Below are 25,929 nucleotides of genomic sequence, written 5' to 3' on the forward strand. Positions count from 1 at the left end.
GCTATCTCTTGTCTGACAGGTGTTGTGGATCAATGAGTGGGAAGCGAATGCTTCGACGAGTCGGGTTCCGCCTGCTGCGGTCCGATCCCGGTGAGCGGTGGCCGTTTGCGTGCGAATGCGGCGGGCCCCCACCAGTTGGCGTTGCCCATCAACTTCATGAGTGCTGGCACCAGTGCCATCCGGACGACGGTGGCGTCGATGACGAGAGCGATGATCATTCCGATTCCGACGAACCGCATCATCGAAAGGTCGGATATTGCAAAGGCTCCGGTGACGACCAGCAGCAAGAGAGCCGCAGCCGTGATGATGCGGCCGGTTCGACCGGCGCCTTCGAGGATCGCGGCCTCGTTGGAGGCGCCGCGTTCCTTCGCCTCCAGCATCCGCGACATGAGGAAGATCTCGTAGTCGGTGGACAGTCCGAATATCAAGGCGAGGATGACGATCACCATCGTGGCGAGCAACGGCCCTGCGTCCACACCGAAAATTCCCGATCCGTGCCCGTGTTGGAACAGCCATGTGAGGATTCCGAACGTTGCGGACAAACTCACGGTCGCCATGAACACGGCCTTGAACGGCAGCACTACCGACCGGAAGGCCGCGAACAGGATGACGAGGGTCGCCAAGACCATGATCGCGATCATCACCGGGATCGCCCCGGCGATGGAGTCGAGCCCGTCTGCAGAGAGGGCGGTGATACCGCCGAGAAGGAGTTCGGTGCCCTCGGGTGTACTCAGATCGCGCAGGCCTTCGACGGTCCCGTATGCCGATTCGGATCGATCCGGGCTGTCGAAAATCGCTTTCACCACGGTGAATTCGGGGGTGGTGTTGGTGACGAACGCTGCCGCCACTCCGTCTACACCGTTGGCTGCATCGGCGACCGCGGCGCCTTCGCTGGGGGACGGTGTACCCCCGTCGGTGGCACGCACGAGAATCGTGGCCCCGTTGTTGGCGAGCGGAAAGTCCTTCTGGGTTTCTTCGACGACGACGCGAGCCGGGTTGTCGGCAGGTAGCCCGTCGACGCTGAGATCACCGAGCTGTGTTCCGAGCGCGGGAACGCTCACGAAGGCGAGTGCACCCAGAATGAGCGTCACCGTGACCACTGGTCGGCGCATGGATCGACTAGCGACACGCGTCCAGAATCTGAACGACCGTTCCTCGCCCCGCCGAAGGCTTCCCGGACGCCAACTCCACGCATCGATGCGCGGACCGAGTATCGCCAGCGCGGCGGGAAGGGCGGTCATGGAGATCGTTGCGGCAACGGCGACGGCGCCGATCCCTCCGTATCCGAACGAACGGACGAAAGCTTGTGGGAATGCAAGCAATCCGAGGAATCCGCAGATGAGCAGGAGTGAGGAGTATCGAATGGTGCGCCCTGCTGTCGCGACCGTCCGTTCCACCGCAGACCTGGTGTCGTGGCCGGCACGCACTTCCTCCCGGAAACGACTGACGATGAACAAGCTGTAGTCCACCGCCATACCGAGACCGATGAGGGTGGCGATGTTCACCGCGAAAGAGCTGACCTCGGTGAAGTAGGAGAGCACGTGCAGCCAGGCGAGTGCGCCGAGCGCCGAGAGCCCGCCGATCACCAAAGGCATGGAGGCCGCGACGAGCCCACCGAAGAACACGAGCAGCAGGATCATCAGCAGCGGAAACGACATCGATTCGGCCATGACGAGGTCACGTTTCGACTGTTGGTTGTAAGCATCCTCGATGACGCTGTACCCGCCGTACTGGGTCTCGATTCCGTCGAACTGCAGGAGTTCCTGGATGCGAGGCACCAAGTGGAGCCGATCGTTCTCGTTGCCGAACAGGGAAAATGCTGCGAGCGCAGTGCTTCCGTCCGCGGAGCGTAGTGCCTGCTGGGTGAATGCCGGCGCGGTCCAGTACGTGAGTGGGGGGCCGGCGAGCCAGTCGTCGTCGATCTGCGCGAGGCGCTCGGAGACGACGCCCTCGACCTCGTCGATGGATCGGCCGTCGGTCGGCCGGAAGGTGATTGTGAGGTCGGCCGAATCACGGCCGACGGACTCCGTCATCAATCGGTCCACTTCGGCGGACTGGCTGTTCGGGTCGTTGTAACCCCCGAGGCTCAGTCTGTCGAACACGCCGAGACCGAACAGTCCGCTCAGGAACACCGCCACCAGGACGACGACCAGCACTGTTCGGCGACGGGAGACCACGAACGATCCCCATCCGCCCATGTTTTCCTTTCGAGGTGATCAGGGGAGAGTGTTGTCCCCGAATTCAATGGTTGTGTCGGAGTACAGATCTGCCGGAGCGCTCCACTCTCCGGGACTGTTCGGGTCGGGCAGTCGGTACGGCGGGCGGCTTCTGCCGAAGATGCGATACCGGTCCCAGACGTCGGGGTCACCAACGGTGGCCGGTGCAGAGCCGGACGGTGTGTGAATCTTGGCAGCGGCTTTTGCGCCCTTCAGGTGCTCCGACAGTCGAGCGCTCTTCGCAGCGCGTCCGTACCACCGATACACGCCGTCGATCGGCTCGGGGTGTCCATGTAGGACGATCTCCACTTCTGTTGTGAAGCAATCGAATTCGATCGTTGCGGTGCCTTTGTACCCACCCTCGTGGTGATCGGGCGTCTCTTCGTGAGTGCTCAATGCACCTTCCCCCATGTCGCGTCGTTGAATCTTGAATAGTGTTCGAAGAAGGCCGATTTGGATTCGAACGCGATCGATGAACCAGGCTTGTGGCTCCGGTCACTCCGGGTGAACGCTAGTGGGGGATGCGACACCTGTCCAGCTTTTGGGTGGACTCGTCGGTCGAGCTCGTCGAATCCTTGACAAGGGTTGCGGTGTCGCTGACACTTTCCCCGGGCTGGGAGGTAATTCGCGGGAATCGGCCCCGTCAACTGTGTCGATCGATCAAAGTCATTACGTGAGGGGAGTTTTCGTGACGGTAACTGACGGCGAGAAGCGAGACAGGGTTGCGTCGCGACTTCTGAAATCCTCGGCGGAGAAGTTCTTCGATCCCGAAGTGGACATGGATTGGGATGCGCCGCTCGAGGATGGGAAGGCGTGGCTCCCAGAACACAGGCAATCGTTGTACGGCACGAAATTGTGGGACAAGCTCACTCCTGAGCAGAGGATCGAACTGGGGAAGCAAGAACTGGCCAGCATCCTTAGCTACGCGATCTATGCCGAGTGCTGGGTCGGCATGATGTTCCTCCGGAGCGTCACGGAGGGCGATCTGATCGGAAAGCGCTCGCAGTACGCGCTAACCGAGACGGGGGAGGAAGCCCGTCACTCCACGATGTTCGCGCAACTCCTGTGCAAGATGGGCGTGGAACCCTACCGTCAGCCGAAGTTTCTGCTGTATATGTTCCGCTTCATCTCGTTCGTCCCGCTCGGACCGTTCGCGTACGGCTCCGTCATGCTCGTCGAGGAGATTCTCGACCGAGCGCAGCGCGAGGCGATGAATGATCCGACCATCCAGCCCCATGTGCGTCAGGTGATGCGTTTGCACGTCATGGAGGAGGCGCGACACATCGCCTTCGCGCGCGACGAGGTCCGTCGCGGTATGGAGTCGCGTGGCAGGATTCGGCGAGCTCCGCACCGCTTCTTCTTGGCTCTGCAGGCATTCGGGGTCTTTCCCAATCTCGTGCACCCGTCGATATACCGGTCCGTGGGGATCAATCCGCTGCGTGGATTCATCGCGGCTCGGAGGGGGCCTCACTACAAGGCGAACCTCCAATACTTCTGTGAGCCGATGGCCCGGTTCTTCGTGGATGTCGGAATGTACGAGGGATTCCTCACCAAGAAACTGTGGCGGATGAGCAAGGGCCTGCCCGACGACCTGATCTAGGGGAGACGAACATGGTGAACACGGAACAGCAGAAGGAATCGACAGGGCTGAGCGAGAACGACCCCGACTTCGCGACTCGGTTCGCGCAGGCCTGGTTGGCCGCGTGGAACTCGGGTGATTCGCAGAACGTGCTCGATCTGATGATGCCGGACTGCGAATACACGGACAACGGGTGGCCCACGGTAATGCGCACCCATGAGGAAGCCCGGGTATTCGTCGAGCACATGCTGGCGGGTTTCCCGGACGTCCGGTTCGAACTCGAGGGGGCGGTGATGACGGACCCCGGCAACCGCAGGGCTTCGTTCACGTGGCGGATGACGGCCACGCATTCGGGCACCATCGAGCCGCCCGGGTTGGCGCCTACCGGCAAGTCCATCGACGTTCGTGGCTTCGACGTGCAGGAGTACGTCGGTTCTCGGGTCGCGAAGGTGTGGATCGGGTGGGACATGGCGGACTTGCAGCGGCAGCTGGGGGTGATGCCGCCGATGCACAGCAAGACCGAGCGCATGATGGCCAAGATGAACGGCAGCAAGAAGCTGTTCGGGCTCCTCGGTAGGTAGTCGGAGCTTCTGCTCCTGGGAAGAAACGCCGTGCGTGGATCTTGACGCCGGGCGCGTTTGGGGCCACTCTGATCCGTGAACTTGCGCGCAGCTGGCGCCGAAGCACCGATCGGGGTGCTCTCTTCTGGACCCGACTCGACATCTCTCGAGTTTGGGTGTACTTTTGGACGTTGCGCTGGCTGCCTCCTGTCCACCCTTCGTTCGTACACCTGTGAGAGACCTTCTCCTCAGTGTTCGTGGCGAGTTTCGTTCGGGTTGTGACCAGCGAAATTCGAAGCAGATACAGCGGCGGTCGCGACAGCAAGAGCGGCCCGCGTGAGGTGCTGGAAGGACGCATCTTGGCAGTCTCTAGCCAGACCAAGGCAGTTTCCGGAATCCCCGGAGCCCCGAAGAGGGTTTCGTTCGCGAAGATTCGCGAGCCCCTCGAAGTTCCCGGGCTTCTTGATCTACAAACCGATTCGTTCGAGTGGTTGGTCGGTGCGCAGAGCTGGCGTGACCGCGCCGAAGCTCGTGGCGACAACGCAGTGTCCGGCGGTCTCGAGGACATTCTCGCGGAGCTTTCTCCGATCGAGGACTTCTCGGGCTCGATGTCCCTGTCTTTCTCGGACCCTCGCTTCGACGAGGTCAAGGCCTCGACCGACGAGTGCAAAGACAAGGACATGACCTACGCGGCGCCGTTGTTCGTCACCGCGGAGTTCATCAACAACAACACCGGTGAGATCAAGAGCCAGACGGTCTTCATGGGTGACTTCCCGATGATGACCGACAAGGGCACCTTCATCATCAACGGCACCGAGCGTGTCGTGGTCTCGCAGCTGGTGCGTTCGCCGGGCGTGTACTTCGACCACTCCGTGGACAAGGGCACCGAGAAGGACCTGCACAGCGTCAAGGTCATCCCGGGCCGTGGTGCATGGCTCGAGTTCGACGTCGACAAGCGCGACACCGTCGGTGTCCGTATCGACCGCAAGCGTCGTCAGCCGGTCACCGTGCTGCTGAAGGCTCTGGGCTGGACCACCGAGCAGATCACCGAGCGTTTCGGGTTCTCGGAAATCCTCATGGCCACGCTGGAGAAGGACAACACTGCCGGTACGGACGAGGCCCTCCTCGACATCTACCGCAAGCTGCGTCCGGGCGAGCCGCCGACCAAGGAGAGCGCACAGACCCTTCTGGAGAACCTGTTCTTCAAGGACAAGCGCTACGACCTGGCTCGCGTGGGTCGCTACAAGATCAACAAGAAGCTGGGCCTGAACGCCGGCGAGCCGATCGTCGCATCGACCCTCACCGAAGAAGACATCGTCGCGACCATCGAGTACCTGGTGCGCCTGCACGCAGGCGACACCACGATGACCGCCCCGGGTGGCGTCGAGGTTCCGGTCGAGGTCGACGACATCGACCACTTCGGTAACCGCCGCCTGCGCACCGTCGGTGAGCTCATCCAGAACCAGATTCGTGTGGGCCTCTCCCGCATGGAGCGTGTGGTTCGTGAGCGCATGACCACGCAGGACGTCGAGGCCATCACGCCGCAGACGTTGATCAACATCCGTCCGGTCGTCGCCGCGATCAAGGAGTTCTTCGGAACTTCGCAGCTGTCGCAGTTCATGGACCAGAACAACCCGCTGTCGGGTCTGACGCACAAGCGTCGTCTTTCGGCCCTCGGCCCGGGTGGTCTGTCCCGTGAGCGCGCCGGCCTCGAGGTGCGAGACGTTCACCCGTCGCACTACGGCCGTATGTGCCCGATCGAGACCCCTGAGGGTCCGAACATCGGTCTGATCGGTTCGCTCTCGGTGTACGCGCGGGTCAACCCGTTCGGCTTCATCGAGACCCCGTACCGGAAGGTCGAAGGTGGCAAGGTCACCGATCAGGTCGACTACCTCACCGCCGACGAAGAGGACCGCCACGTCGTGGCGCAGGCCAACTCGACGCTGGACGCCGACGGTCGCTTCACCGACGACCGCATTCTGGTTCGTCGTAAGGGTGGCGAGGTCGAGTTCGTCTCCTCGGACGAGATCGACTACATGGACGTCTCGCCGCGACAGATGGTGTCCGTCGCGACCGCGATGATTCCGTTCGTCGAGCACGACGACGCCAACCGTGCGCTCATGGGTGCCAACATGCAGCGTCAGGCGGTGCCGCTGGTTCGCAGCGAGGCTCCGCTGGTCGGTACCGGTATGGAGCTGCGTGCCGCCGTGGACGCGGGCGACGTCATCGTCACCGAGAAGAGCGGTGTGGTCGAGGAGATCTCCGCCGACTACGCGACCGTGATGGCCGACGACGGCACGCGGACCACGTACCGGATGCGCAAGTTCGCACGTTCCAACCAGGGCACCTGCGCCAACCAGCGTCCGATCGTGGACGAGGGTCAGCGTGTGGAGGCCGGCCAGGTTCTGGCCGACGGCCCCTGCACCGAAAACGGCGAGATGGCGCTCGGCAAGAACCTGCTCGTTGCGTTCATGCCGTGGGAAGGCCACAACTACGAGGACGCGATCATCCTGTCGCAGCGCCTTGTGGAAGAGGACGTCCTCACCTCGATCCACATCGAGGAGCACGAGATCGATGCCCGCGACACCAAGCTCGGTGCCGAGGAGATCACTCGTGATATCCCGAACGTCTCGGACGAGGTCCTCGCCGATCTCGACGAGCGCGGCATCATCCGTATCGGTGCCGAGGTTCGTGACGGTGACGTCCTGGTCGGAAAGGTCACGCCGAAGGGTGAGACCGAGCTGACCCCGGAAGAGCGTCTGCTCCGCGCGATCTTCGGTGAGAAGGCTCGCGAGGTTCGCGACACGTCGCTCAAGGTGCCGCACGGTGAGACGGGCAAGGTCATCGGTATCCGCGTGTTCTCGCGCGACGACGATGACGATCTGCCTCCCGGCGTCAACGAGTTGGTCCGTGTCTACGTTGCCCAGAAGCGCAAGATCCAGGACGGTGACAAGCTCGCCGGCCGCCACGGCAACAAGGGCGTCATCGGCAAGATCCTCCCGCAGGAGGACATGCCGTTCCTGCCCGACGGCACCCCGATCGACATCATCCTGAACACCCACGGTGTTCCGCGTCGTATGAACATCGGTCAGGTGCTCGAGACTCACCTGGGCTGGATCGGTAAGACCGGTTGGAACATCCAGGTCGCCGATGACGGTTCGCGTCCCGATTGGGCCGCGACGCTGCCGGAGGAAATGCTGTCCGCTCCAGCCGACTCGAACATCGCAACCCCGGTGTTCGACGGTGCCAAGGAGGACGAGCTCACCGGTCTGCTGAGTTCGACGCTGCCGAACCGTGACGGTGAGGCGATGGTCCAGCGCGACGGAAAGGCCACGTTGTTCGACGGCCGTTCCGGCGAGCCGTTCCCGTACCCGGTCTCGGTCGGTTACATGTACATCATCAAGCTGCACCACTTGGTCGACGACAAGATCCACGCACGTTCGACCGGCCCGTACTCGATGATCACCCAGCAGCCGCTCGGCGGTAAGGCCCAGTTCGGTGGCCAGCGATTCGGTGAGATGGAGTGCTGGGCGATGCAGGCCTACGGCGCGGCTTACACGCTGCAGGAGCTGCTCACCATCAAGTCGGACGACGTGGTGGGCCGCGTGAAGGTGTACGAGGCGATCGTCAAGGGCGAGAACATCCCCGAGCCGGGTATCCCCGAGTCGTTCAAGGTGCTCCTGAAGGAGCTCCAGTCGCTCTGCCTCAACGTGGAGGTGCTGTCCTCGGACGGTGCGGCCATCGCGATGGCGGACGGTGACGACGAGGACCTGGAGCGGGCCGCAGCGAACCTGGGCATCAACCTGTCCAGGAACGAGGCGGCGACGGTCGACGACCTCGCGAACTAGATTTCGGTCCCCGGGCGGCGGGAACGCCGCCCGGGGGCGTAGTTCACATTTGAATTGGCAGACAGGATTCGGCGGTCCCCGCTGATCCGCAATCCCTCTGGGGAAAGGAAGTTACGTGCTCGACGTCAACTTCTTCGATGAACTCCGCATCGGCCTGGCCAGTGCCGAGGACATCCGCAATTGGTCCTACGGCGAGGTCAAGAAGCCGGAGACCATCAACTACCGCACGCTCAAGCCCGAGAAGGACGGCCTCTTCTGCGAGAAGATCTTCGGCCCCACCCGGGACTGGGAGTGCTACTGCGGCAAGTACAAGCGTGTCCGCTTCAAGGGCATCATCTGTGAGCGCTGCGGCGTCGAGGTGACGCGTGCCAAGGTGCGTCGTGAGCGCATGGGCCACATCGAGCTCGCGGCGCCGGTCACTCACATCTGGTACTTCAAGGGCGTGCCCAGCCGTCTCGGTTACCTGCTCGACTTGGCGCCGAAGGATCTCGAGAAGATCATCTACTTCGCCGCTTACGTCATCGTCGGTATCGACGAGGAGCTCCGGCACAACGAGCTGTCCACGCTCGAGGCCGAGATGCAGGTCGAGAAGAAGGCAGTCGCCGATCAGCGTGACGCCGATCTGGAAGCCCGCGCTCAGAAGCTCGAGGCGGACATCGCCGAGCTCGAGGCCGAGGGTGCCAAGTCGGACGTGCGTCGCAAGGTCAAGGACGGCGGCGAGCGCGAGATGCGTCAGCTCCGTGACCGTGCGCAGCGTGAGCTGGATCGTCTCGAGGAGATCTGGAACACCTTCACCAAGCTGAGCGTGAAGCAGCTCATCGTGGACGAGCTCCTGTACCGCGAGCTGGTCGATCGTTACGGCGAGTACTTCACCGGCGCGATGGGTGCCGAGTCGATCCAGAAGCTCATGGAGAACTTCGACATCGATGCCGAGGCCGAGAACCTGCGCGAGACGATCCGCAGCGGCAAGGGGCAGAAGAAGCTCCGTGCGCTCAAGCGTCTCAAGGTTGTCGCCGCCTTCCAGGCCAACGAGAACTCCTCGCCCATGGGCATGGTTCTCAACGCTGTTCCGGTGATCCCGCCGGAGTTGCGCCCGATGGTTCAGCTCGACGGTGGACGTTTCGCGACGTCCGACCTCAACGACCTGTACCGCCGCGTGATCAACCGCAACAACCGCCTCAAGCGACTGATCGACCTCGGTGCTCCCGAGATCATCGTCAACAACGAGAAGCGGATGCTGCAGGAGTCCGTGGACGCGCTGTTCGACAACGGCCGTCGTGGACGTCCGGTCACCGGTCCGGGTAACCGCCCGCTCAAGTCCCTGAGCGATCTGCTCAAGGGCAAGCAGGGCCGTTTCCGTCAGAACCTGCTCGGTAAGCGCGTCGACTACTCGGGTCGTTCCGTGATCGTCGTCGGTCCTCAGCTGAAGCTGCACCAGTGCGGTCTGCCGAAGCTGATGGCTCTCGAACTGTTCAAGCCGTTCGTGATGAAGCGTCTGGTCGATCTCAACCACGCGCAGAACATCAAGTCGGCGAAGCGCATGGTCGAGCGCCAGCGTCCGCAGGTGTGGGACGTCCTCGAAGAGGTCATCGGTGAGCACCCCGTGCTGCTCAACCGTGCACCCACTCTGCACCGTCTCGGTATCCAGGCATTCGAGCCGCAGCTCGTGGAGGGCAAGGCCATCCAGCTGCACCCGCTCGTGTGTGAGGCGTTCAACGCCGACTTCGACGGTGACCAGATGGCCGTGCACCTTCCGCTGTCCGCGGAGGCTCAGGCCGAGGCTCGCATCCTGATGTTGTCCTCGAACAACATCCTCTCGCCTGCATCGGGTCGTCCGCTCGCCATGCCGCGTCTGGACATGGTGACCGGTCTGTTCCACCTGACTCGTCTCGACGAGGATGCTGTCGGTCAGCTCGCCGCGGCCACCAAGGACGAGGCGGAGCAGGGCGTGTACTCGTCCCCGGCCGAGGCTCAGATGGCCGTCGACCGTGGTTCGCTCGCCGTGCAGGCACGGATCAAGGTGCGGCTGACCACGCAGCGCCCGCCGCGCGAGGTCGAGGCCGAGCTGTTCCCCGAGGGTTGGACCTACGGTGATGGCTGGACCGCGGACACCACGTTGGGGCGCGTGATCTTCAACGAGCTGCTGCCGGCCGATTACCCGTTCATCAACGAGCAGATGCCGAAGAAGCGCCAGGCGACGATCATCAACGATCTCGCAGAGCGGTACCCGATGATCGTGGTTGCGCAGACCGTCGACAAGCTGAAGGACGCGGGCTTCTACTGGGCCACGCGTTCGGGTGTCACGGTCTCGATCTCCGACGTCCTCGTGCCGCCGGAGAAGGCTCAGATCATGGAGTCCTTCGAGGGCCAGGCAGACCAGATCGAGAAGAAGTACCAGCGCGGTGCTCTCAACAAGACCGAGCGCAACAGCGCACTGGTCAAGATCTGGTCCGAGGCCACCGACGAGGTCGGTAAGGCCATGGAGGCGCACTTCCCCGACGAGAATCCGATCCCGATGATCGTGAAGTCCGGCGCCGCCGGCAACATGACTCAGGTTCGCTCGCTCGCCGGCATGAAGGGCTTGGTGACCAACCCGAAGGGTGAGTTCATCCCGCGTCCGATCAAGTCTTCCTTCAAGGAGGGCCTGACCGTTCTCGAGTACTTCATCAACACGCACGGTGCCCGTAAGGGTCTGGCAGATACCGCGCTCCGCACCGCCGACTCGGGTTACCTGACCCGTCGTCTGGTGGACGTCTCGCAGGACGTCATCGTCCGCGAGGTCGACTGTGGAACCGAGCGCGGCATCGTCACCACGATCGCCGAGAAGCAGGCCGACGGCTCGCTGATCCGCGATGCACACGTGGAGACCAGCACCTACGCCCGCACTCTGGCCGCGGACGCGGTCGACGAGAACGGCAACGTCGTCGTCGAGCGTGGTCACGATCTTGGCGATCCGGCGATCGACGCGCTCCTCGCAGCCGGCATCACCAATGTCAAGGTCCGTTCGGTGCTCACCTGCACCACTGGAACCGGCGTGTGTGCCACCTGCTACGGCCGTTCGATGGCCACCGGCAAACTGGTCGACATCGGTGAGGCCGTCGGTATCGTCGCCGCACAGTCCATCGGTGAGCCCGGTACCCAGCTGACCATGCGTACCTTCCACCAGGGTGGTGTCGCCGGAGACGACATCACCGGTGGTCTGCCGCGTGTGCAGGAGCTGTTCGAGGCCCGCGTCCCGAAGGGCAAGGCGCCCATCGCGGATGTCAGCGGTCGGGTGCAGCTCGAGGACGGCGATCGTTTCTACAAGATCACGATCATCCCGGACGACGGTGGCGAAGAGGTTGTGTACGACAAGCTCTCGAAGCGTCAGCGTCTGCGTGTGTTCAAGCACGACGACGGCAGCGAGCGCCTGCTGGCCGACGGTGACCACGTCGAGGTCGGACAGCAGCTCATGGAAGGTGCCGCCGACCCGCACGAGGTGCTGCGTGTCATGGGCCCCCGCCAGGTGCAGATCCACCTCGTCAACGAGGTCCAGGAGGTGTACCGGAGCCAGGGTGTATCGATCCACGACAAGCACATCGAGACCATCGTGCGTCAGATGCTGCGTCGCGTGACGATCATCGATTCGGGTGCGACGGAGTTCCTGCCCGGTTCGCTCACCGAGCGTGCCGAGTTCGAGGCGGCCAACCGTCGCGTCGTGTCCGAGGGTGGCGAGCCGGCGGCCGGACGTCCGGTGCTCATGGGTATCACCAAGGCATCGCTGGCGACCGATTCGTGGCTGTCGGCGGCGTCGTTCCAGGAGACCACTCGCGTGCTGACCGATGCGGCGATCAACTGCCGCTCGGACAAGCTGATCGGTCTGAAGGAGAACGTGATCATCGGCAAGCTGATCCCTGCCGGTACCGGTATCAACCGTTACCGCAACATCCAGGTTCAGCCCACCGAAGAGGCACGTGCTGCCGCGTACGCGGTCCCGTCCTACGACGACCAGTACTACAGCCCGGACGGTTTCGGTCAGAACACCGGCGCTGCAGTTCCGCTGGACGACTACGGATTCAGCAACGACTACCGCTAGCCGGTAGCCGAGAAAAGGCCCCGCCCCGATCTTCGGGTGCGGGGCCTTTTCGATGTCTGCGCTATTTGTACGGCATGTACTGCACGGCCCACTTGTTGCCGTCGGGGTCGTCGAAGTAGACGAAGTGCCCCCAGTCCTGGACGTCGATGTCACTGACGTCGACGCCGGCGTCGGCCAAGTGGTCGTGGGCCCTCTCGATGTCGTCGACCACCACCTGTAAGCCCTTGACCGTGCCCGGCTCGGCATCGGTGATGCCCTTACCGATGGCAATCGAACAGGCCGAACCCGGCGGTGTCAGTTGGACGAAACGAATGTCCTCACTGACAACCTGGTCGTGGTCGGCGTTGAAGCCGATCTTGGTGTAGAAGTCCTTCGCCCGGTCGACGTCGCTGACTGGGATGATGACAAGTTCGAGCTTGAAATCCATGAAGTTCCCTCTTCTGCCTGTGGACGAGCCGGTCGGGCTCAGTCAACAGCAGCAGCAGGACCCGTGAATTCCTTTCGCGGACATTCGGGTGGAGACACATAAGAGCGGCGAAGCGCCGGGGTGGCTTCGCCGCTCTTTCTGTGCGATCAGATCAGGGAACGAGAATGCCCACCTGAACGGGGAGCGAAAACTGAGGCTGGAAACGGGTGAGGTGGGCATCCGCGTACGAAGCGCCGATCGCGAAGATTTGCGGGCCCGATCCGGTGGGGACTTCGGTCCACGTGATCTCGCTGGGGGTCGGACCGAACTCGAGCTCGACCTCTCGAACCGAGTTGGTGAAGACGCCCGCACCCCAACCAATCGAGACGTTGACCTTGCATTTCGAATCCGGGCCCCATCCGGGCCCGACGCCGTGCATGCCCTGCGAAGAGAGTCCGATGTAGGCAACTCCGGGGCGCGTGGGGTCGGTCTTGGTGTGCGTGTCGATAATGCCGTTGCAGAAATCGTTCTGACCGACTGTGGGCGAGAACGGCCCGTTCCAGTAAAGGTGGAGCTGGGGTGCGGGCACCGAGGCCGGTCCCGGGGCGACCGGCGCGGGTGCTGGCGCCGCGATTGCAGGTGCTGCCAGACCCAATGTTGCGGTCGCAATGGCTGCGGCGCCGATTGCGCGCACAGCAAGCTTACGAATGTTCATGAATCCCCCTCGACAGAATTAACGGTGTTGTCCCCGGCGAAGACGCCGGGAACGTATCCCGCGTCTGCCACCGAAAGTTTCTCACACTGGGTAAGAAACGGACCAATCGGTACTCCGACGGTCAGCCGATTCGAATGTCGGTCCACACCAGTCGGTGGTCGCTGCTGGTCTGCGGGGACATGAGGTCGGCTCCCTCTTCGCCTTCGGCCGGCCAGAAGACCGTCGAGTCGGTCACTTCCAGATTTTCGGACGGCAGCACGTAGTCGACACGGAGGTTGCCGGGGTCCGGTTCGCCGAAGTCTGCGGTGTCGAGTTCGGGCGGGGTGGTGTGGTTCGGTCCGCCCTGGGAGCGTGCGGATTCCACGGCGCCAGTGGATTTGGGAGACGGGTCCTGTACGCGTGGGAGTTCGAGAACCTGAGCGATGGTGTCGGGCACCGAGCCACCGTCGGCGGGGTCGCTGTTCTGGTCGCCTGCCATCACGAACCGAGCGCCGTCCTCGAGCCCGCCGCGCGCGCCGGCGTCGTCGTACAGGTACCCGGCGCGGCCACCACCCGCGATGTAGTCCGCAGACATCCGGACCTCGTCGTGATTGCGTTTGCCGTTGCGGTCTTCAGGACCGTCGAACGACGGGGGTGTGGGGTGCGAGGCGAGGAGGTGGACGGTTTCGCCGTTCACGTCGATCGGTACGTCCCAGTGCGATTTGCTCGACAGGCGCAGGGATTCGGCGTTGTCGCCGTAGTAGTCCCGGGGGAGCAGCGAGTTCGGCATGTCCTTCCAGAGGAAGTGCCGGAAGGTGCGAATGCTGTCTGTGTCGATGGGGTGCTTCGACAGCACCAGCATTCCGTACTGGCCCGGGAAGTTCCCGAACCCGTGTGCGTCACCTGGCCCATCCGACTTGCCGTCGTTGTCGAGGTCGCGTCCACTGGGCTCGCCGGTGTTGACGGGTGCGGTGAAGGCGTATGGGTAGTCGATGCCGTCGCGCCCGTTCCGGCCCACCTTCAGATAGTTCTCTCGGAACAGGTCTGCCGCGCGGTTCTGGGCGTCGAAGTCGAACTCGTTGACCAGCAGGACGTCCGGCTGATTGATCTGCACTATCTCGGCAATGGTCTTGGCCTGTGCGTTGTCGCCGGTGGATAGATCGTCGATCAGGCGGCCCGGTTCGCTGCGGTTGAGGCTGGCGTTGAAGGTGGCGAACCTGAACGGGTCGGACGAGTCGGTACCCGACCCGCCGTCGTTCGAGCATCCCGCGGCCGAAAAAGCGAGCAATCCCGCCACCGCGATTCTTCGGATTACGTCTGCGCGAGCGACCTGCATGTCTTCTCCCTCGTCCCCGTGGCTGTGTGCCGGGTGAACCTAGGGGAGCAGGGCGAACGCTCGGTGACGAAGCGGCGACCAGGGGATTGCGACTACCCTCGTGGGAGAAGGTCGATCTCGCCGAATGGAGACAACATGTCGCAGAAGAATCGTGGCGGACTGAACCGCCAGAACGCGGGCACGGCCCTCGAAGTGGTGCGGGAGAACCCCGCGATCGCCCTGATCACCGCCGCACCGGCAATCGTCGTGTTCGGTGTCGTGTGGTGGCTCTTCGGGTTCTGGCCCGCGTTGCTGCTGGTACTCGTACTCGGTGGTGCTGCACTGGTGCTGCGGAAGGTTCGCTGACCTCTACTGGTCGCTCGGCTGCCTGGGCACGTGGAACGTGACGAGTGAGGCTGCGCCGGATGTGAGATCGGCCCAGTCGCCCTCGACGGACAGCACCGCGAGCGCCGACGTGGGGAACTTCTCTCGAATCGCCCGTGCGTCGTCGCTGTCCGGGTTGCCGACCAGGTCGAGTGCTGTGGACGGCATGCCCGGCGCGTGCCCGATCACGAGCAACGTCTGGACCGATTCGTCGACTTCACTGATGTCGGTGAGGATCTCGGCGGGGTAGGCGCCGTAGAGACGTTCCAAGAACTGGGTGGGTGCGTCGATCCCTGTGGCTGCGAGTGTCTGACGCGTGCGCACCGATGTGGAACACAGCACCGTTTCGATCGGCGGCTGATTGGCGCGCAACCACTCGCCCGCAAGGGCAGCCTCGTTCTCGCCGCGTTCGGCGAGCGGTCTGTCGTGATCAGCCACCCCCTCGGGGTAGCCGGACTTTCCGTGACGCATCAAGACGAGCGTGCGATTCGCGGTCATGAAGTAGACGCTAAACCACGAACCCGCGAGCGTCCCGATGTGCCACGGCGTACCCGCCGGTAGTCAGTTCGGGAGTTGCCCGACGCGTGCGACGGCCCGCACCGAATCCTCGACGAGAAACCAGACGGTGACAGCGGAATCGTCTCTGCGCGTGCGGAGAACGACCTTGTCGCTGGACTGGATCGGCGCGAGGTACTCGATGACGGCGCGATGGGGCGCGGTTCGCAGTTCGGAACCGAGTACCTCCTCGATGGCCTGGCAGTAGACAGCATTGTTCACGTGGTCGAACGGGTCGATGTCGGTCGCACGCAACGGAAACGGCGTGTCCTCGACGTCCGGTCCGGGTTCCGGCAGTGGCTCGGTGAGGATCCGCTTCCATTTGAGGCGGTGTTCGTCGGTCGAACCCGCTATCGCTTCGATGAAGGAATCGCTCATGCGGGTGGGCATTCCCGAATCGGGGCTGATATTGATCCAGAACCCTTCGGTTTCGATGAGAGCACCCTTGTCGCCTTCGATGCGCACGCGCATCGCTGCCCATCGGGTGGAGAAGGCCGTGCACCATCGGCTGAGGTCGAGGTGTTCGGGCCAGACGGCGGGGCGGACGACGTCGATGACGGTTCTGCGCACGATCCACAGCGGGTGGCTGTCCAGGACGTCCAAAGCCTCGAGATTGTCGATGCCGATGTCCTGGAGATAGCGGGCGACGCCGTCGAGCCGTAAGCGTCGATCCGCATCGATGTCGCCGGTTCGGACGGCGCGTGAGACCTCGAAGACGGTGGCCCCGTCCGTGCGTTCGGTCAGCGGTCGATCGAGTTCCATCGGAGTCCTCACTTCGCAGTTCGGCCGGGTCGCCCTCCTGTTCGGGCAGTGACCACCGACACAGCACAGTAGCCTCGATTACATGCGCGCGATGGTTGTGTCGGAGTTGTCGGGACCGAGCGGGATGTCGTTGCAGGAGACCGCGGAGCCGGAATCGAACGGGACGGTCGTGATCGACGTTCGTGCTTCGGGTGTCTGCTTCCCGGACCTGCTGGTGACCTATGGGAAATATCAGATGCGACCGAAGCTGCCATTCGTTCCGGGGTCGGAGGTGGCGGGGGTAGTGGTCACTGCGCCGGACGGCAGTGGTCTCGCGGTCGGTGATCGGGTGCTCGCCGACAGTCTGATCGGTGGGTTCGCCGAACGTGTCGCGGTATCGCCCAGCCAGGCACTACCCATCCCGGACAGTCTTGAGTTCGCCGAGGCGGCCTCGATGACGATCAACTACCAGACCATCGAGTTCGCGCTCGAACGCCGAGCACGGCTGCGTTCCGGAGAGACGGTGGTCGTCCTCGGCGCGGCGGGGGGTGTCGGCACGGCGGCCATTCAATTGGCGTCTGCGCATGGCGCACGCGTGATCGCCGTTGTTCGGCGCGAGGGGCAGGAGAGTTTCCTTCGCGGCCTCGGTGCGGCAGAAGTGGTCCAGCTCGGCGAGGGTTGGGGCAGCGAGGTGCGGAAGCTGACGGGTGGTGGCGCCGACGTGGTGATCGATCCGGTCGGTGGTGAGGCCTTCGACGAAGCTGTGCGGGTACTCGCCCCGGAAGGGCGACTCGTGGTGATCGGTTTTGCGGGCGGTCGGATTCCCGAGCTCAAGATGAATCGGGTGTTGTTCCGCAACATCACGGTGATGGGCGCGGCGTGGGGCGAGTTCGCGATGCGCAATCCTGCCGCGATGGAGGAGACACACGCAGCGCTGGTCCGGCACGTCGAACGTGGTTTGCGGCCGGTGGTCACCGCTCGCTACGCACTCGGGGATGCGGCGCGCGCGCTGACGGACCTCGAGGAGGGGCGTATTGCGGGCAAGGGCGTGATTGTCCAGGAGTGATCTTCGTCGCTTTGGGGCTACTGGTCGGTAGCTAGCATTTCGGTGATAGTTGCAATTCCGCTACTATTTTCAGGTGTCTGCATCCTCATCCGACGATCTCTTCGGCGTCCTGGACGAGTTCTTCACGCGCTTGATGAGTGCGAGCGAGCCACAGTCGATGGATGTGCTCGTGGGGTTGGACCTGTCCTTCTCTCAGGTGCGGATGCTTTTCGTTCTCTCGTGGACCGACTACCTGCCGATCAACGAGTTGGCGGAGCGGTTGGGATTGTCTGTTGGCACTGCCGGGCGCAACGTCGACCAGCTCGTCACGCAGGGTCTCGTGTTCCGCGAAGAGTGCGAGTCGGACCGGCGCATCAAGCGCGTCTCCCTGTCGGAGGCCGGGCGTACGGTCGCGACGACTCATCTCGAGTGCAAGCGAGATCAACTCCGCCAGTTCGCCACGCGAGTTCCAGAGTTGGATCGGCGGCGATTGATCGACGCGCTAGACCCCATTCTCTCAGGTGAAAGCCTGCCCACTTCGACCCAGGAGATTTCCCGATGACCTCGCCCGATGTTGTGGCGGACAAGCCAGACAAGCTTGACGCCAGGGTCCTGAAGATCGCTTCGGTGGTGGTGCTCGGTGCCATCATGTCGATCCTCGACGTGACCGTGGTCAGTGTCGCGCTTTCCACCTTCTCCACCGAATTCGAAGCCACCTACGCCACGGTCGCCTGGACCATGACGGGATACACCCTCGCGCTCGCCACGGTCATTCCGCTGACCGGCTGGGCGGCGGACCGGTTCGGTACCAAGCGGCTCTATCTCACCGCTCTTGTTCTGTTCATCCTGGGCTCCGTGCTCTGCAGCATGGCCTGGGACATCACTTCGCTCATCGGCTTCCGCGTTCTACAGGGACTCGGCGGCGGCATGTTGATGCCCTTGGGTATGACGATCATGACCCGCGCGGCCGGTCCCGAACGTATCGGTCGCGTGATGGCCGTTCTCGGTATCCCGATGCTGCTCGGCCCCATCGGGGGCCCGATCCTCGGCGGCTGGCTGATCGAGAGCGCAAGCTGGCACTGGATCTTCCTGATCAACCTGCCCATCGGCATCGTCGCCCTCGCGGCAGCGGTCATCATTCTTCCCTCGGACAAGCCGTCGCCTTCGGAGTCGTTCGACTTCGTGGGCATGCTGTTGCTGTCGCCCGGTCTGGCGCTGTTCCTGTTCGGTGTGTCCTCGATTCCCGAGGTCGGCACGGTTGCGTCGGCGCGGGTCCTGGTCTCGGCGGGTATCGGTCTTGCCTTGATCGTGGGCTTCGTCTTCCACGCGCTCAACAAGAATCACCCGCTGATCGATCTGCGGCTGTTCAAGAACCGGCAGCTCACGTTCGCCGTCATCACCACCTCGATATTCATCGTCGCCTTCATGGGTGCCGGGTTGCTGTTCCCCAGCTACTTCATTCAGGTGCGCGGTAACACCACCCTGGCGGCCGGCCTGCTGATGGCCCCGCAGGGCATCGGCGCGATGTTGACCATGCCGGTCGCGGGTCGCCTCGTGGACAAGATCGGTCCCGGCAAGGTCGTTCTGACCGGTTTGCCGCTGATCTTCGTCGGTATCAGCGTGTTCACTCAGATCGGCGCCGACACCCCGGCGTGGCTGTTGATGGCTGCCCTGTTCGTGATGGGCCTCGGCATGGGTTGCACCATGATGCCGCTGATGACTGCAGCGATCGTCACCCTGTCGAACGAGCAGATCGCTCGCGGTTCTTCGCTGATGAACATCGTGCAGCAGACGGCGGGTTCGATCGGTACCGCCGTGATGTCGGTCGTTCTCACCAACCAGCTCCTCGATCGAGATCTCGACACTGCCAAGGTGGCAATGCAGCACATTCCAGAGGTGACCGCGCAGGAGCCTCCCGGCATGCCGGAGCAGATTCTCAGCTTGGCCGCTGACGCGTTCGGCAACACCTTTCTGGTGGCCGCAGTGCTCGTCGTGGTCGCCCTGATTCCGGCCTTCTTCCTGCCGCGGACCAAGTTCGTCCGTCCGGAGGGGGACGAGTCGGAAGCGGCTCCGATCGCCATGCACTGACCTTCCGAGCTTCTTCTCGAACGAACGGGACGGTCGTCCAGTCGGACTGGACGACCGTCCCGTTCGTCCGTAGGAACGGCCATGCAGTTCGGAATCTTCACCGTCGGTGACGTGACCACCGACCCGACGCTGGGTCGCGTTCCCACTGAGCACGAGTTGTTTCGCGCCCAGGTCTCGGTGATGCGGGGTTTGTCCGCCCAGGACACGTGGGATCAGGTGACCCAGCGCGAGTACGATGTGCTGTTCAATCTGAGTCTCGAGCCGGACGGGCAGATGCGGTTGTGCGATCTCAATCGGTCGATCCTGTTGGCGCAGCCTTCGCTCAGCCGAATAGTGGAACGGCTGGAGCTTTCCCGCCCCGACTTGCGATCGGGCAAGTTTTCGGGGGAGCGCAGCGGCGGAGAAAAGTTGTTCGACCCCAAAGGGGCAAGCGCAGCGCTGTCGTCTGGTTGCGGAGCGGGAACCGCCGGCCACAATCGGAAGGCCAGAAGGGAATCTCAATAGGTTTTGTCAATCCCTCTGCACGCCGCGCAGCGGTGTTCCGATCGGCCGAGTTCGGTGCGCAGCGCAGCGGAGCTCCGCCCTGCACGTCGCAGTCCCGCTGCCTCAGTCCGGTGGCAGTTCCTCGTGCTCCGGCCGGTCAGTTGGGTTGGAGGTGAACATCGCAACCATGTCGTGAACGAAGACCACCAGGGCTATCGCTCCGATTGCATATTGGATGTAGGGAATCAGCATGTGCGAACCGTGGCACGCGGGTTCTCCAGACCAGTGACAGCGCCTGCCAGCAACCCTCTTCGAAACCTGCAAAATAGGTTTCTAGCTGGTAAAATGGCGTGAAACCTAGTTGTGAAGGGGGGGTCGCTGTGACTCGCAGTCATGTCAAGCGTGATGTCGAGGAAGTGATCGCGGCGGTCGATGCCGGCCACACGATGGCGGGGATGCCGTTGACGGAGTTCGATCGCGAGATGATGCGTCGGCAGGCGTCGGGGGAGTTCACGGGTGATGAGGCTGTGCGGATCGGTCTCGATCAGATCTTGGGGAAGTCCCCGAAGAAGTGAGTGATCGGCTCGCCCCGTATGAGGTTGCGCCTGGTGTTCTGCGCAACAAGCTCGGTGTCACCGATCCGGATAAGCTCGCAGAAGCTGAGCGGTATGCGGCTGGTCAGCGTGTGTTCGAGCTCGAGCTCGGTACAGCTGACGTGACGTTGCCGGCGAAGTTTTCGTTCGAGCGCCTGCAAGCAACGCATCGGTACATCTTGCAGGACGTCTACAGCTGGGCGGGGGATATGCGCACGTCGGAGACGGGTGCGATGGGTCAGACTCATTGTCGGCCGGAGTTTTTGCCTGAGCAGACCCGGCATACGTTCCGGCAGATCCAGCGAAATCTTCCGTCGTCGACGGATCGGGATGCGGCGGTCGATCAGGTTGCCAAGCATTGGGGTGAAACCACCGCTTTGCATCCGTTTCGTGATGGCAATTCTCGTTCCCAACGGTCGTTCTTCGATCAGATGTTGCGTGAATCCGGGTGGGCGGTGGATTGGCGGCGGGTGGATGCGAACGCGGTTCATGCGGCGCGGCATGTGGCGATGGCGACGGTGGATTCGCGGTATCTGGCGGATCTGCTGCGGCCGGCAACCATGTGCAGCGACGAGCTCGCACCAGGAGCATTTTCGGAGACCACCGGTTCACGGGATGCGCGCAGCTCGCAGGAGCTGTTTCGGTCGATGATGGAGCACAAGAGCGCCGGGACCGCGGAAGTGTGGGTGCCACCAGCCCGGTAACCCCGTATCGGTCGTTGTCGTTTCCATCTCAACGACGAGCCATGCAGACCGTCGTCATCACTCGGGTCGCCTCCTCGTGGCCGAGAGCTGTGACCTGCCTGGTGACGTCATATCCGGGCGGCTGATGTACGCCACTGACACGCCGAGTAGTTGTCGGCGTGGACACGGCTGATCTCGGCTTTGAGATGCATGTCCCGCACCGCCCGTTTCGATGCCACCCGTTTGCGGGCCTCGTAGTAGGTGGATGGCGCGATCGGGCAACCGTGCTCGGTGAGCACCCTGCAGATCGGCTCGACGCCGTACACCCGTTTGTTCTTCTCGATGTAGTCGACGATCATTTGTTGTTGCGACCCCGCTCCGCCGCGAAGAAGACCGATGCCGACTTCAGAATGTCGTTGGCACGCTTCAGTTCTCGGTTCTCGGCGCGGACCTTGCGCATCTACGCCGCCATCTCGGTAGTCACACCCGGACGTTCGCCGGCATCGGTCTGCGTCCTGCGGATCCAGTTGTGCAACGTCTGTGCGGTGCCGATCCCTAGTTTGGCCGCAACCGACTCGATCGCTGCCCACACCGAGACGTGTTCGTGCCGGACTTCGGCGACCATCCGCACCGCCCGCTCACGCAGCTCGGGTGGGTACCTCGTTCGCGAACCTGACGACATGACTCCATCCTTCTCAAAGAACGAAGTCTCCCGACACACCGGGGCGATTCAGTCCCGGCACTATCGCGTCATCTACCTCACCGGCCGCGTAGCTCGACGGCATCACACCGACGCCATCAACAATGGGGTCGCCTCGATGTCGGCGGCGTGGAGTGCTCCCACCGATTGCCCGATCTGATACATCGTCTGCGGATGTGAAGTCCGCTCGATCAGTCTTTGCTGCGCGGTAGGAGATCGTGGGATGACGTCGTACACCTGGACGTGACCGTCCTCAGAGATCGCGCGCAATGCTGGTGTCGAGACGCGATGACGAAGTGCGTCATCGGACTCGAGCAACCTGTGGAACGTCTCTGTGCGCGAGTGCAGTTGCTGCGCAGGAAGCGGATTGGCCTCGTACTTCACGAAGAGGCAATGTCCCTTCGTGGTTCTGCTGACCCAGTTCGGATTTCGACCACCGAGTTGGATCGGGCTGGTGCCTCGACACGGCGATCCGGACGCCAAGCAGCGCACCGTGGTCGAACCGACGGCGGAGGGTCGACGAGTCCAACAGTCGGTCGGTCGTCGACATGTTGCGCGAATCCGGCGGTTGGTCGGGTCTGCTCTGGAACCGGACGAGCTCGAGATGTTGGCGCAGTTGTGTCGCAAACTTCGGCTCGCGAACGAGCTGTGAAAGGCACGATGAAGAGGTGAGCAACGTGGAGACGGACCCCGTCGAACAGCGATGCGCGGACGTGGGTGATCCCGAGTCCGGCATTCAGGTACTGACTTCGCGAGAAGTGCCGCTCGGCGGCCCGCGGGCGATGGCCGTCCGGCGCACCCTGCCGCAGCGTGCGCGGTCGCTGATCGGTGCGTGGTGCTTCGCCGATCACTACGGCCCGGACGATGCGTCGGTGAGCGGTGGCATGAACGTGGCCCCACACCCGCATACCGGTTTGCAGACCGTCAGTTGGCTCTTCACCGGTGAGATCGAGCATCGGGACAGTATCGGCAGCCACGCGATGGTGCGGCCGGGCGAGCTGAACCTCATGACGGCCGGACACGGCATCGCGCACTCTGAGGTGTCCACTCCTGCCACACAGACATTGCACGGTGCCCAGCTGTGGGTGGCATTGCCCGAAGCAGCACGCGACACGGCGCCGGCGTTCGAACACTTTCGCCCGGACCCGATAGAGGTGGCGGGTGCAACGATTCGGGTTTTCCTCGGTTCGTTGGCTGGGTCCACGTCGCCGGTCGACACGTTCACCAAGCTTCTGGGAGCGGAGATCTTGCTGGCCCCGGGAGCGTCGCTGTCCCTCGACATCGACCCGGAATTCGAGGTCGGCGTCCTGGTCGACCAAGGCGAGACCAAGATGGCCGGTACCCGCCTCGGCTGGGCCGAACTCGGCTATCAGGGTGTCGGCAACGAGGTTCTCGAGCTGCGCAACGATGGTGACGTCGAGGCACGCTTGCTGGTGCTGGGCGGCGAGCCGTTCGGTGAGCAGGTGATCATGTGGTGGAACTTCATGGGGCGAACGCACGAGGACGTCGTGCAGTATCGCGAACAATGGCAGGCCGAGATCGAGTCGCGCGGCGTAGATCAGGGCCGGTTCGGTTCCGTCGAGGGGTATGACGGGTCGCCGTTACCTGCGCCGGTTCTCCCGAACAGTCGGCTGCGTCCGCGCGGCCGATAACCGTCTCGGTTCACGCGAAACCTGAGACGATGTTGTGGTGCACATTCCGCGACCGGGACGTCTGGTGTCGCCGCTGCCGAGGTCTTTGCGGCGAACCACGTCAGCATGTGCGCGCGCCGACGAGTTCGAGGAGGCGGGCCTTCTCGGTGATCTGAGTGGTGCGGAGCGTGCCGCACGCGTCGATGTCTTGACCCGGTTGGTTGAATCGGGAGAGTCGCTCGACGAGTTGGTGCACGCCACCCGCTCCGGACAGTTGGCGCATCTACTTCTCGAACATGCTCTGTCACCGCAAGGGAAGTACAGCCTGGGGGACATCGCCCGTCTGTCCGGGTTGAGCGAACTGGAGGTGCGGCGCTGGTTCCGCGTCATCGGTCGGGGTGTATCCACCAACGAAGGCTTCTACAACGACGGTGACCTGGCGTTGGCGAAGGCATTTCAGGAATACAGGAAGCTCGGGCTCGACGAGAAGGCCGTGTTCGCTGCAGCCCGCGTGATGGGCAGAAACATCTGGACGGTCGCGGACGCTGCCGACGTGTTGTTGCAGGACCGCCTCGATGCAGCGCGAGAACACCCGGAGCTGGCCCTGCGATACTCCGAGGAGATTCGCCGCCTTGCCGAGTATCAGGCCCAGATTCTCGCCCAGATCTTGGCGACCAACATCCGTTACCGGATTCACGCGGACGCGGTCGGCGTGCAGGGTTCGGAGTTCCACCTCCCAGATGCCGGAACGATGGGTGTGTGTTTCGCCGACCTGGTCGGATTCACTTTGCTGGGTGAGCGGGGTACTGCAGACGATCTTGGGAGGGTTGCCGCGAACCTGGATCGTCTGGCATCCGATGTCGTCAGCCCGCCTGTCAGGGTGGTGAAGACCATCGGTGACGCCGTGATGATGGTCGCCCCCAACGCAGATGGCCTGGCGGCCGCGACCTTGGACCTGGTGGAAGCGGCCAGGGGAGCGGGCCTTCCGCCCTTGCGGGCAGGGATCGCATGGGGCTCGGCGATGCATAGTTCCGGTGACTGGTTCGGGAGACCCGTGAACCTCGCCAGTCGAGTGGTCGCGGTGGCTCCGGCGCACGAAGTGCTCGTGACCGGGGACTTCTACGACCAGCTCGACACCGACAGCTTCTGGTGCGAACCCGCCGGCTCCTTCCGTCTCAAGGGCCTCGATCTGCCGCAAGAACTCCTCGTCATCGGGCGTCGGCAGGTTGCGTGAGACAGAACACCCGGTTTTGTGCCGATTGCGCTGATGTGGGATTGTTGAGGTCAGTCGTCGTGGCGGTCACGCTGTGACGTGTCGGGGTCACGTTTATGGGGAGGAATCCAATGAAGTTGCGTAAGTTTGCTGTGCGCGCATTCAGCGTGGCCGCAGTTGCGGTCACCGCTTGCGTGGGGGTCGGGGGAGCTGCCAACGCAGCACCAGTCGATGCTCCGCGGTACGGTCCGCTTGGCGAGTTCATTCACATGGTGCAACTCGACGGGACCTGCAACGGTACGGTTCACGTGAACATGCAGACCGATCAAGCGCGTCCAGGCAAGGTGCGGGTCGTGTTGACACCTAACGGGCTCCAAGGCCCGAAGCCGTCATGCGATCTCGAGATGGGCGCTACACCCATGGTGCCCCGATACGATGGTTCGGGAGTCGATGGATTCGGTAAGGAGATCGTTCCCGTGAGTTTTCCTCGGGGGTCCCATGAACCGGTCGCATTCGACGTCACCGCAGGTTCGGGTCTGAACATGATCACAGTTGGCCCGTTCAACCCCTATGTGGGCTTCCACACGGGCTACTACATGATCGTTCCCTGATCTCGGCCAGTACGTTTCGGAAGGGCCTCGGCGCGGCAATCCCTGTGCCGAGGCTCTTTGCGTTCTGCGGCATGGCGTCCCCGGAATTGTCGTACCTCTCAGTTACCTTGGTCACACAAGCCTCGACCAGGGAAAGAGGCGGATATGGCTGGCAGTTCCGGTCCCGCAGCAAACTCGAATCTCGATGCCGACTGGCTCTTCTTCGCAGAGGTCGGCACCTCCGTTCACGGCGGCCATTCGTTAGCCGCCTTCGGCCCGTTACCTTCTGCGCTCGACGCGCTGGCACTGGCCATCAACTCGATCAATCACACGGCCTACTCGCTCTTCGAGCAAGGGTACGCCGGAAGCTTCAACGCCGATGCGCACCTGGTCGAGCGATTGCCGATCACATCTTTCACGATCCGGCGGCATCACCCCGAGACCCGTGCACCCGATGATCAATGGGCGCTCACGGGTGGACGGCACCATCGCGTGCGTCTCGGTGGGCGGGGTGCAGCCTGATTGCAGCT

The 25,929-nt window shown here is 63.2% G+C and carries 27 protein-coding genes; 16 read left to right on the forward strand and 11 right to left on the reverse strand.

Annotated elements, in window-relative coordinates; genetic code table 11:
* Positions 1–29: 29 nt before the first annotated feature.
* Both ACFWO3_RS00845 and ACFWO3_RS00850 read right to left on the reverse strand, forming a co-directional pair.
* On the reverse strand, positions 30–2,198 hold the full coding sequence (locus ACFWO3_RS00845) for an MMPL family transporter (protein ID WP_378572722.1): 2,169 nt from the start codon (positions 2,196–2,198) through the stop codon (positions 30–32).
* Positions 2,199–2,216: 18 nt separating this feature from the next.
* On the reverse strand, positions 2,217–2,612 hold the full coding sequence (locus ACFWO3_RS00850) for a DUF4873 domain-containing protein (RefSeq protein WP_378572724.1): 396 nt from the start codon (positions 2,610–2,612) through the stop codon (positions 2,217–2,219).
* 292 nt (positions 2,613–2,904) lie between these two features.
* Here ACFWO3_RS00850 and ACFWO3_RS00855 point away from each other — a divergent pair, with 292 nt between their 5' ends.
* From ACFWO3_RS00855 to ACFWO3_RS00870, 4 genes are all read left to right on the forward strand, one after another.
* A complete protein-coding gene (locus tag ACFWO3_RS00855) occupies positions 2,905–3,816 on the forward strand; it encodes a diiron oxygenase (RefSeq protein WP_378572726.1) in 912 nt (303 codons plus the stop codon).
* A gap of 11 nt (positions 3,817–3,827) precedes the next feature.
* Complete coding sequence (locus ACFWO3_RS00860; RefSeq protein ID WP_378572728.1) at positions 3,828–4,376, forward strand: ester cyclase; 549 nt, start codon at positions 3,828–3,830, stop codon at positions 4,374–4,376.
* A gap of 320 nt (positions 4,377–4,696) precedes the next feature.
* A complete protein-coding gene (gene rpoB / locus ACFWO3_RS00865) occupies positions 4,697–8,203 on the forward strand; it encodes a DNA-directed RNA polymerase subunit beta (protein ID WP_378573942.1) in 3,507 nt (1,168 codons plus the stop codon).
* Between the two features lie 115 nt (positions 8,204–8,318).
* Complete coding sequence (locus ACFWO3_RS00870) at positions 8,319–12,278, forward strand: DNA-directed RNA polymerase subunit beta' (RefSeq protein WP_378572730.1); 3,960 nt, start codon at positions 8,319–8,321, stop codon at positions 12,276–12,278.
* A 61-nt stretch (positions 12,279–12,339) separates the two neighbouring features.
* On the opposite strand, the gene ACFWO3_RS00875 is transcribed toward ACFWO3_RS00870, so the two are convergent.
* The 3 genes from ACFWO3_RS00875 to ACFWO3_RS00885 form a co-directional block, all read right to left on the reverse strand.
* On the reverse strand, positions 12,340–12,705 hold the full coding sequence (locus ACFWO3_RS00875; protein ID WP_378572732.1) for a VOC family protein: 366 nt from the start codon (positions 12,703–12,705) through the stop codon (positions 12,340–12,342).
* 151 nt (positions 12,706–12,856) lie between these two features.
* On the reverse strand, positions 12,857–13,399 hold the full coding sequence (locus ACFWO3_RS00880; RefSeq protein WP_378572734.1) for a hypothetical protein: 543 nt from the start codon (positions 13,397–13,399) through the stop codon (positions 12,857–12,859).
* Between the two features lie 121 nt (positions 13,400–13,520).
* Entirely contained in the window at positions 13,521–14,714 is a 1,194-nt protein-coding gene (locus tag ACFWO3_RS00885) for an endonuclease/exonuclease/phosphatase family protein (RefSeq protein WP_378572737.1), read from the reverse strand.
* A gap of 135 nt (positions 14,715–14,849) precedes the next feature.
* Here ACFWO3_RS00885 and ACFWO3_RS00890 point away from each other — a divergent pair, with 135 nt between their 5' ends.
* Entirely contained in the window at positions 14,850–15,059 is a 210-nt protein-coding gene (locus ACFWO3_RS00890) for a hypothetical protein (protein WP_378572739.1), read from the forward strand.
* Between the two features lie 3 nt (positions 15,060–15,062).
* Here the strand turns inward: ACFWO3_RS00890 and ACFWO3_RS00895 are convergent, their stop codons facing one another.
* Together ACFWO3_RS00895 and ACFWO3_RS00900 are read right to left on the reverse strand one after the other, a co-directional pair.
* Complete coding sequence (locus ACFWO3_RS00895; RefSeq protein ID WP_378572741.1) at positions 15,063–15,575, reverse strand: SixA phosphatase family protein; 513 nt, start codon at positions 15,573–15,575, stop codon at positions 15,063–15,065.
* A gap of 63 nt (positions 15,576–15,638) precedes the next feature.
* Positions 15,639–16,394, reverse strand: a complete 756-nt coding sequence (locus tag ACFWO3_RS00900; protein ID WP_378572743.1) for an acyl-[acyl-carrier-protein] thioesterase — start codon at positions 16,392–16,394, stop codon at positions 15,639–15,641.
* An 82-nt stretch (positions 16,395–16,476) separates the two neighbouring features.
* Here ACFWO3_RS00900 and ACFWO3_RS00905 point away from each other — a divergent pair, with 82 nt between their 5' ends.
* From ACFWO3_RS00905 to ACFWO3_RS00920, 4 genes are all read left to right on the forward strand, one after another.
* Positions 16,477–17,439 carry an NADPH:quinone oxidoreductase family protein gene (locus tag ACFWO3_RS00905; protein ID WP_378572745.1) on the forward strand — a complete coding sequence of 321 codons (963 nt, stop codon included), beginning with the start codon at positions 16,477–16,479 and terminating at the stop codon, positions 17,437–17,439.
* A 73-nt stretch (positions 17,440–17,512) separates the two neighbouring features.
* Positions 17,513–17,980: a MarR family winged helix-turn-helix transcriptional regulator gene (locus ACFWO3_RS00910; protein ID WP_378572748.1), complete on the forward strand. Its 468-nt coding sequence runs from the start codon at positions 17,513–17,515 to the stop codon at positions 17,978–17,980.
* Positions 17,977–19,506 carry a DHA2 family efflux MFS transporter permease subunit gene (locus ACFWO3_RS00915; RefSeq protein WP_378572750.1) on the forward strand — a complete coding sequence of 510 codons (1,530 nt, stop codon included), beginning with the start codon at positions 17,977–17,979 and terminating at the stop codon, positions 19,504–19,506. Before ACFWO3_RS00910 ends, ACFWO3_RS00915 begins: the two co-directional genes overlap by 4 nt.
* Before the next feature lie 81 nt (positions 19,507–19,587).
* Positions 19,588–20,010 carry a hypothetical protein gene (locus ACFWO3_RS00920; RefSeq protein ID WP_378574063.1) on the forward strand — a complete coding sequence of 141 codons (423 nt, stop codon included), beginning with the start codon at positions 19,588–19,590 and terminating at the stop codon, positions 20,008–20,010.
* 102 nt (positions 20,011–20,112) lie between these two features.
* Here ACFWO3_RS00920 and ACFWO3_RS00925 read toward each other — a convergent pair whose 3' ends face one another.
* Positions 20,113–20,241: a hypothetical protein gene (locus ACFWO3_RS00925; RefSeq protein ID WP_378572752.1), complete on the reverse strand. Its 129-nt coding sequence runs from the start codon at positions 20,239–20,241 to the stop codon at positions 20,113–20,115.
* Between the two features lie 128 nt (positions 20,242–20,369).
* Here ACFWO3_RS00925 and ACFWO3_RS00930 point away from each other — a divergent pair, with 128 nt between their 5' ends.
* Together ACFWO3_RS00930 and ACFWO3_RS00935 are read left to right on the forward strand one after the other, a co-directional pair.
* Complete coding sequence (locus ACFWO3_RS00930; RefSeq protein WP_378572754.1) at positions 20,370–20,564, forward strand: antitoxin VbhA family protein; 195 nt, start codon at positions 20,370–20,372, stop codon at positions 20,562–20,564.
* Complete coding sequence (locus ACFWO3_RS00935; protein WP_378572756.1) at positions 20,561–21,286, forward strand: Fic/DOC family protein; 726 nt, start codon at positions 20,561–20,563, stop codon at positions 21,284–21,286. The genes ACFWO3_RS00930 and ACFWO3_RS00935 overlap by 4 nt, the downstream gene beginning before the upstream one ends.
* A gap of 107 nt (positions 21,287–21,393) precedes the next feature.
* On the opposite strand, the gene ACFWO3_RS00940 is transcribed toward ACFWO3_RS00935, so the two are convergent.
* From ACFWO3_RS00940 to ACFWO3_RS00950, 3 genes are all read right to left on the reverse strand, one after another.
* Entirely contained in the window at positions 21,394–21,624 is a 231-nt protein-coding gene (locus tag ACFWO3_RS00940) for a hypothetical protein (RefSeq protein ID WP_378572758.1), read from the reverse strand.
* A 101-nt stretch (positions 21,625–21,725) separates the two neighbouring features.
* Positions 21,726–21,947 carry a hypothetical protein gene (locus tag ACFWO3_RS00945; RefSeq protein ID WP_378572760.1) on the reverse strand — a complete coding sequence of 74 codons (222 nt, stop codon included), beginning with the start codon at positions 21,945–21,947 and terminating at the stop codon, positions 21,726–21,728.
* 102 nt (positions 21,948–22,049) lie between these two features.
* The gene (locus tag ACFWO3_RS00950) at positions 22,050–22,349 is read right to left on the reverse strand and encodes a hypothetical protein (protein ID WP_378572762.1); all 300 of its coding nucleotides are present in this window, start codon (positions 22,347–22,349) and stop codon (positions 22,050–22,052) included.
* 19 nt (positions 22,350–22,368) lie between these two features.
* Between ACFWO3_RS00950 and ACFWO3_RS00955 the strand changes: the two genes are divergently transcribed.
* The 5 genes from ACFWO3_RS00955 (at position 22,369) to ACFWO3_RS00975 (ending at position 25,921) form a co-directional block, all read left to right on the forward strand.
* Positions 22,369–22,617, forward strand: coding sequence for a hypothetical protein (locus ACFWO3_RS00955; RefSeq protein WP_378572764.1), 249 nt, complete (start codon positions 22,369–22,371; stop codon positions 22,615–22,617).
* A 16-nt stretch (positions 22,618–22,633) separates the two neighbouring features.
* Positions 22,634–23,617, forward strand: a complete 984-nt coding sequence (locus ACFWO3_RS00960; protein ID WP_378572766.1) for a pirin family protein — start codon at positions 22,634–22,636, stop codon at positions 23,615–23,617.
* A gap of 37 nt (positions 23,618–23,654) precedes the next feature.
* Complete coding sequence (locus tag ACFWO3_RS00965; protein ID WP_378572768.1) at positions 23,655–24,830, forward strand: adenylate/guanylate cyclase domain-containing protein; 1,176 nt, start codon at positions 23,655–23,657, stop codon at positions 24,828–24,830.
* Between the two features lie 110 nt (positions 24,831–24,940).
* Positions 24,941–25,420, forward strand: a complete 480-nt coding sequence (locus ACFWO3_RS00970; RefSeq protein ID WP_378572770.1) for a hypothetical protein — start codon at positions 24,941–24,943, stop codon at positions 25,418–25,420.
* A 144-nt stretch (positions 25,421–25,564) separates the two neighbouring features.
* On the forward strand, positions 25,565–25,921 hold the full coding sequence (locus ACFWO3_RS00975) for a hypothetical protein (RefSeq protein WP_378572772.1): 357 nt from the start codon (positions 25,565–25,567) through the stop codon (positions 25,919–25,921).
* The last annotated feature ends 8 nt before the right edge of the window (positions 25,922–25,929 follow it).

Origin of the sequence: Rhodococcus sp. NPDC058521 (assembly GCF_042719695.1) — a bacterium.
Lineage (GTDB): Bacteria > Actinomycetota > Actinomycetes > Mycobacteriales > Mycobacteriaceae > Rhodococcus_F.

Excerpts from the sequence above, each read along its gene's own strand:
- ACFWO3_RS00845 (WP_378572722.1), bottom strand. The coding sequence starts at position 2,198 with ATGGGCGGATGGGGATCGTTCGTGGTCTCCCGTCGCCGAACAGTGCTG.
- ACFWO3_RS00860 (WP_378572728.1), top strand. The coding sequence starts at position 3,828 with ATGGTGAACACGGAACAGCAGAAGGAATCGACAGGGCTGAGCGAGAAC.
- ACFWO3_RS00875 (WP_378572732.1), bottom strand. The coding sequence starts at position 12,705 with ATGGATTTCAAGCTCGAACTTGTCATCATCCCAGTCAGCGACGTCGAC.
- ACFWO3_RS00880 (WP_378572734.1), bottom strand. The coding sequence starts at position 13,399 with ATGAACATTCGTAAGCTTGCTGTGCGCGCAATCGGCGCCGCAGCCATT.
- ACFWO3_RS00885 (WP_378572737.1), bottom strand. The coding sequence starts at position 14,714 with ATGCAGGTCGCTCGCGCAGACGTAATCCGAAGAATCGCGGTGGCGGGA.
- ACFWO3_RS00890 (WP_378572739.1), top strand. The coding sequence starts at position 14,850 with ATGTCGCAGAAGAATCGTGGCGGACTGAACCGCCAGAACGCGGGCACG.
- ACFWO3_RS00895 (WP_378572741.1), bottom strand. The coding sequence starts at position 15,575 with ATGACCGCGAATCGCACGCTCGTCTTGATGCGTCACGGAAAGTCCGGC.
- ACFWO3_RS00900 (WP_378572743.1), bottom strand. The coding sequence starts at position 16,394 with ATGGAACTCGATCGACCGCTGACCGAACGCACGGACGGGGCCACCGTC.
- ACFWO3_RS00905 (WP_378572745.1), top strand. The coding sequence starts at position 16,477 with ATGCGCGCGATGGTTGTGTCGGAGTTGTCGGGACCGAGCGGGATGTCG.
- ACFWO3_RS00915 (WP_378572750.1), top strand. The coding sequence starts at position 17,977 with ATGACCTCGCCCGATGTTGTGGCGGACAAGCCAGACAAGCTTGACGCC.
- ACFWO3_RS00920 (WP_378574063.1), top strand. The coding sequence starts at position 19,588 with ATGCAGTTCGGAATCTTCACCGTCGGTGACGTGACCACCGACCCGACG.
- ACFWO3_RS00925 (WP_378572752.1), bottom strand. The coding sequence starts at position 20,241 with ATGCTGATTCCCTACATCCAATATGCAATCGGAGCGATAGCCCTGGTG.
- ACFWO3_RS00940 (WP_378572758.1), bottom strand. The coding sequence starts at position 21,624 with ATGATCGTCGACTACATCGAGAAGAACAAACGGGTGTACGGCGTCGAG.
- ACFWO3_RS00945 (WP_378572760.1), bottom strand. The coding sequence starts at position 21,947 with ATGTCGTCAGGTTCGCGAACGAGGTACCCACCCGAGCTGCGTGAGCGG.
- ACFWO3_RS00970 (WP_378572770.1), top strand. The coding sequence starts at position 24,941 with ATGAAGTTGCGTAAGTTTGCTGTGCGCGCATTCAGCGTGGCCGCAGTT.
- ACFWO3_RS00975 (WP_378572772.1), top strand. The coding sequence starts at position 25,565 with ATGGCTGGCAGTTCCGGTCCCGCAGCAAACTCGAATCTCGATGCCGAC.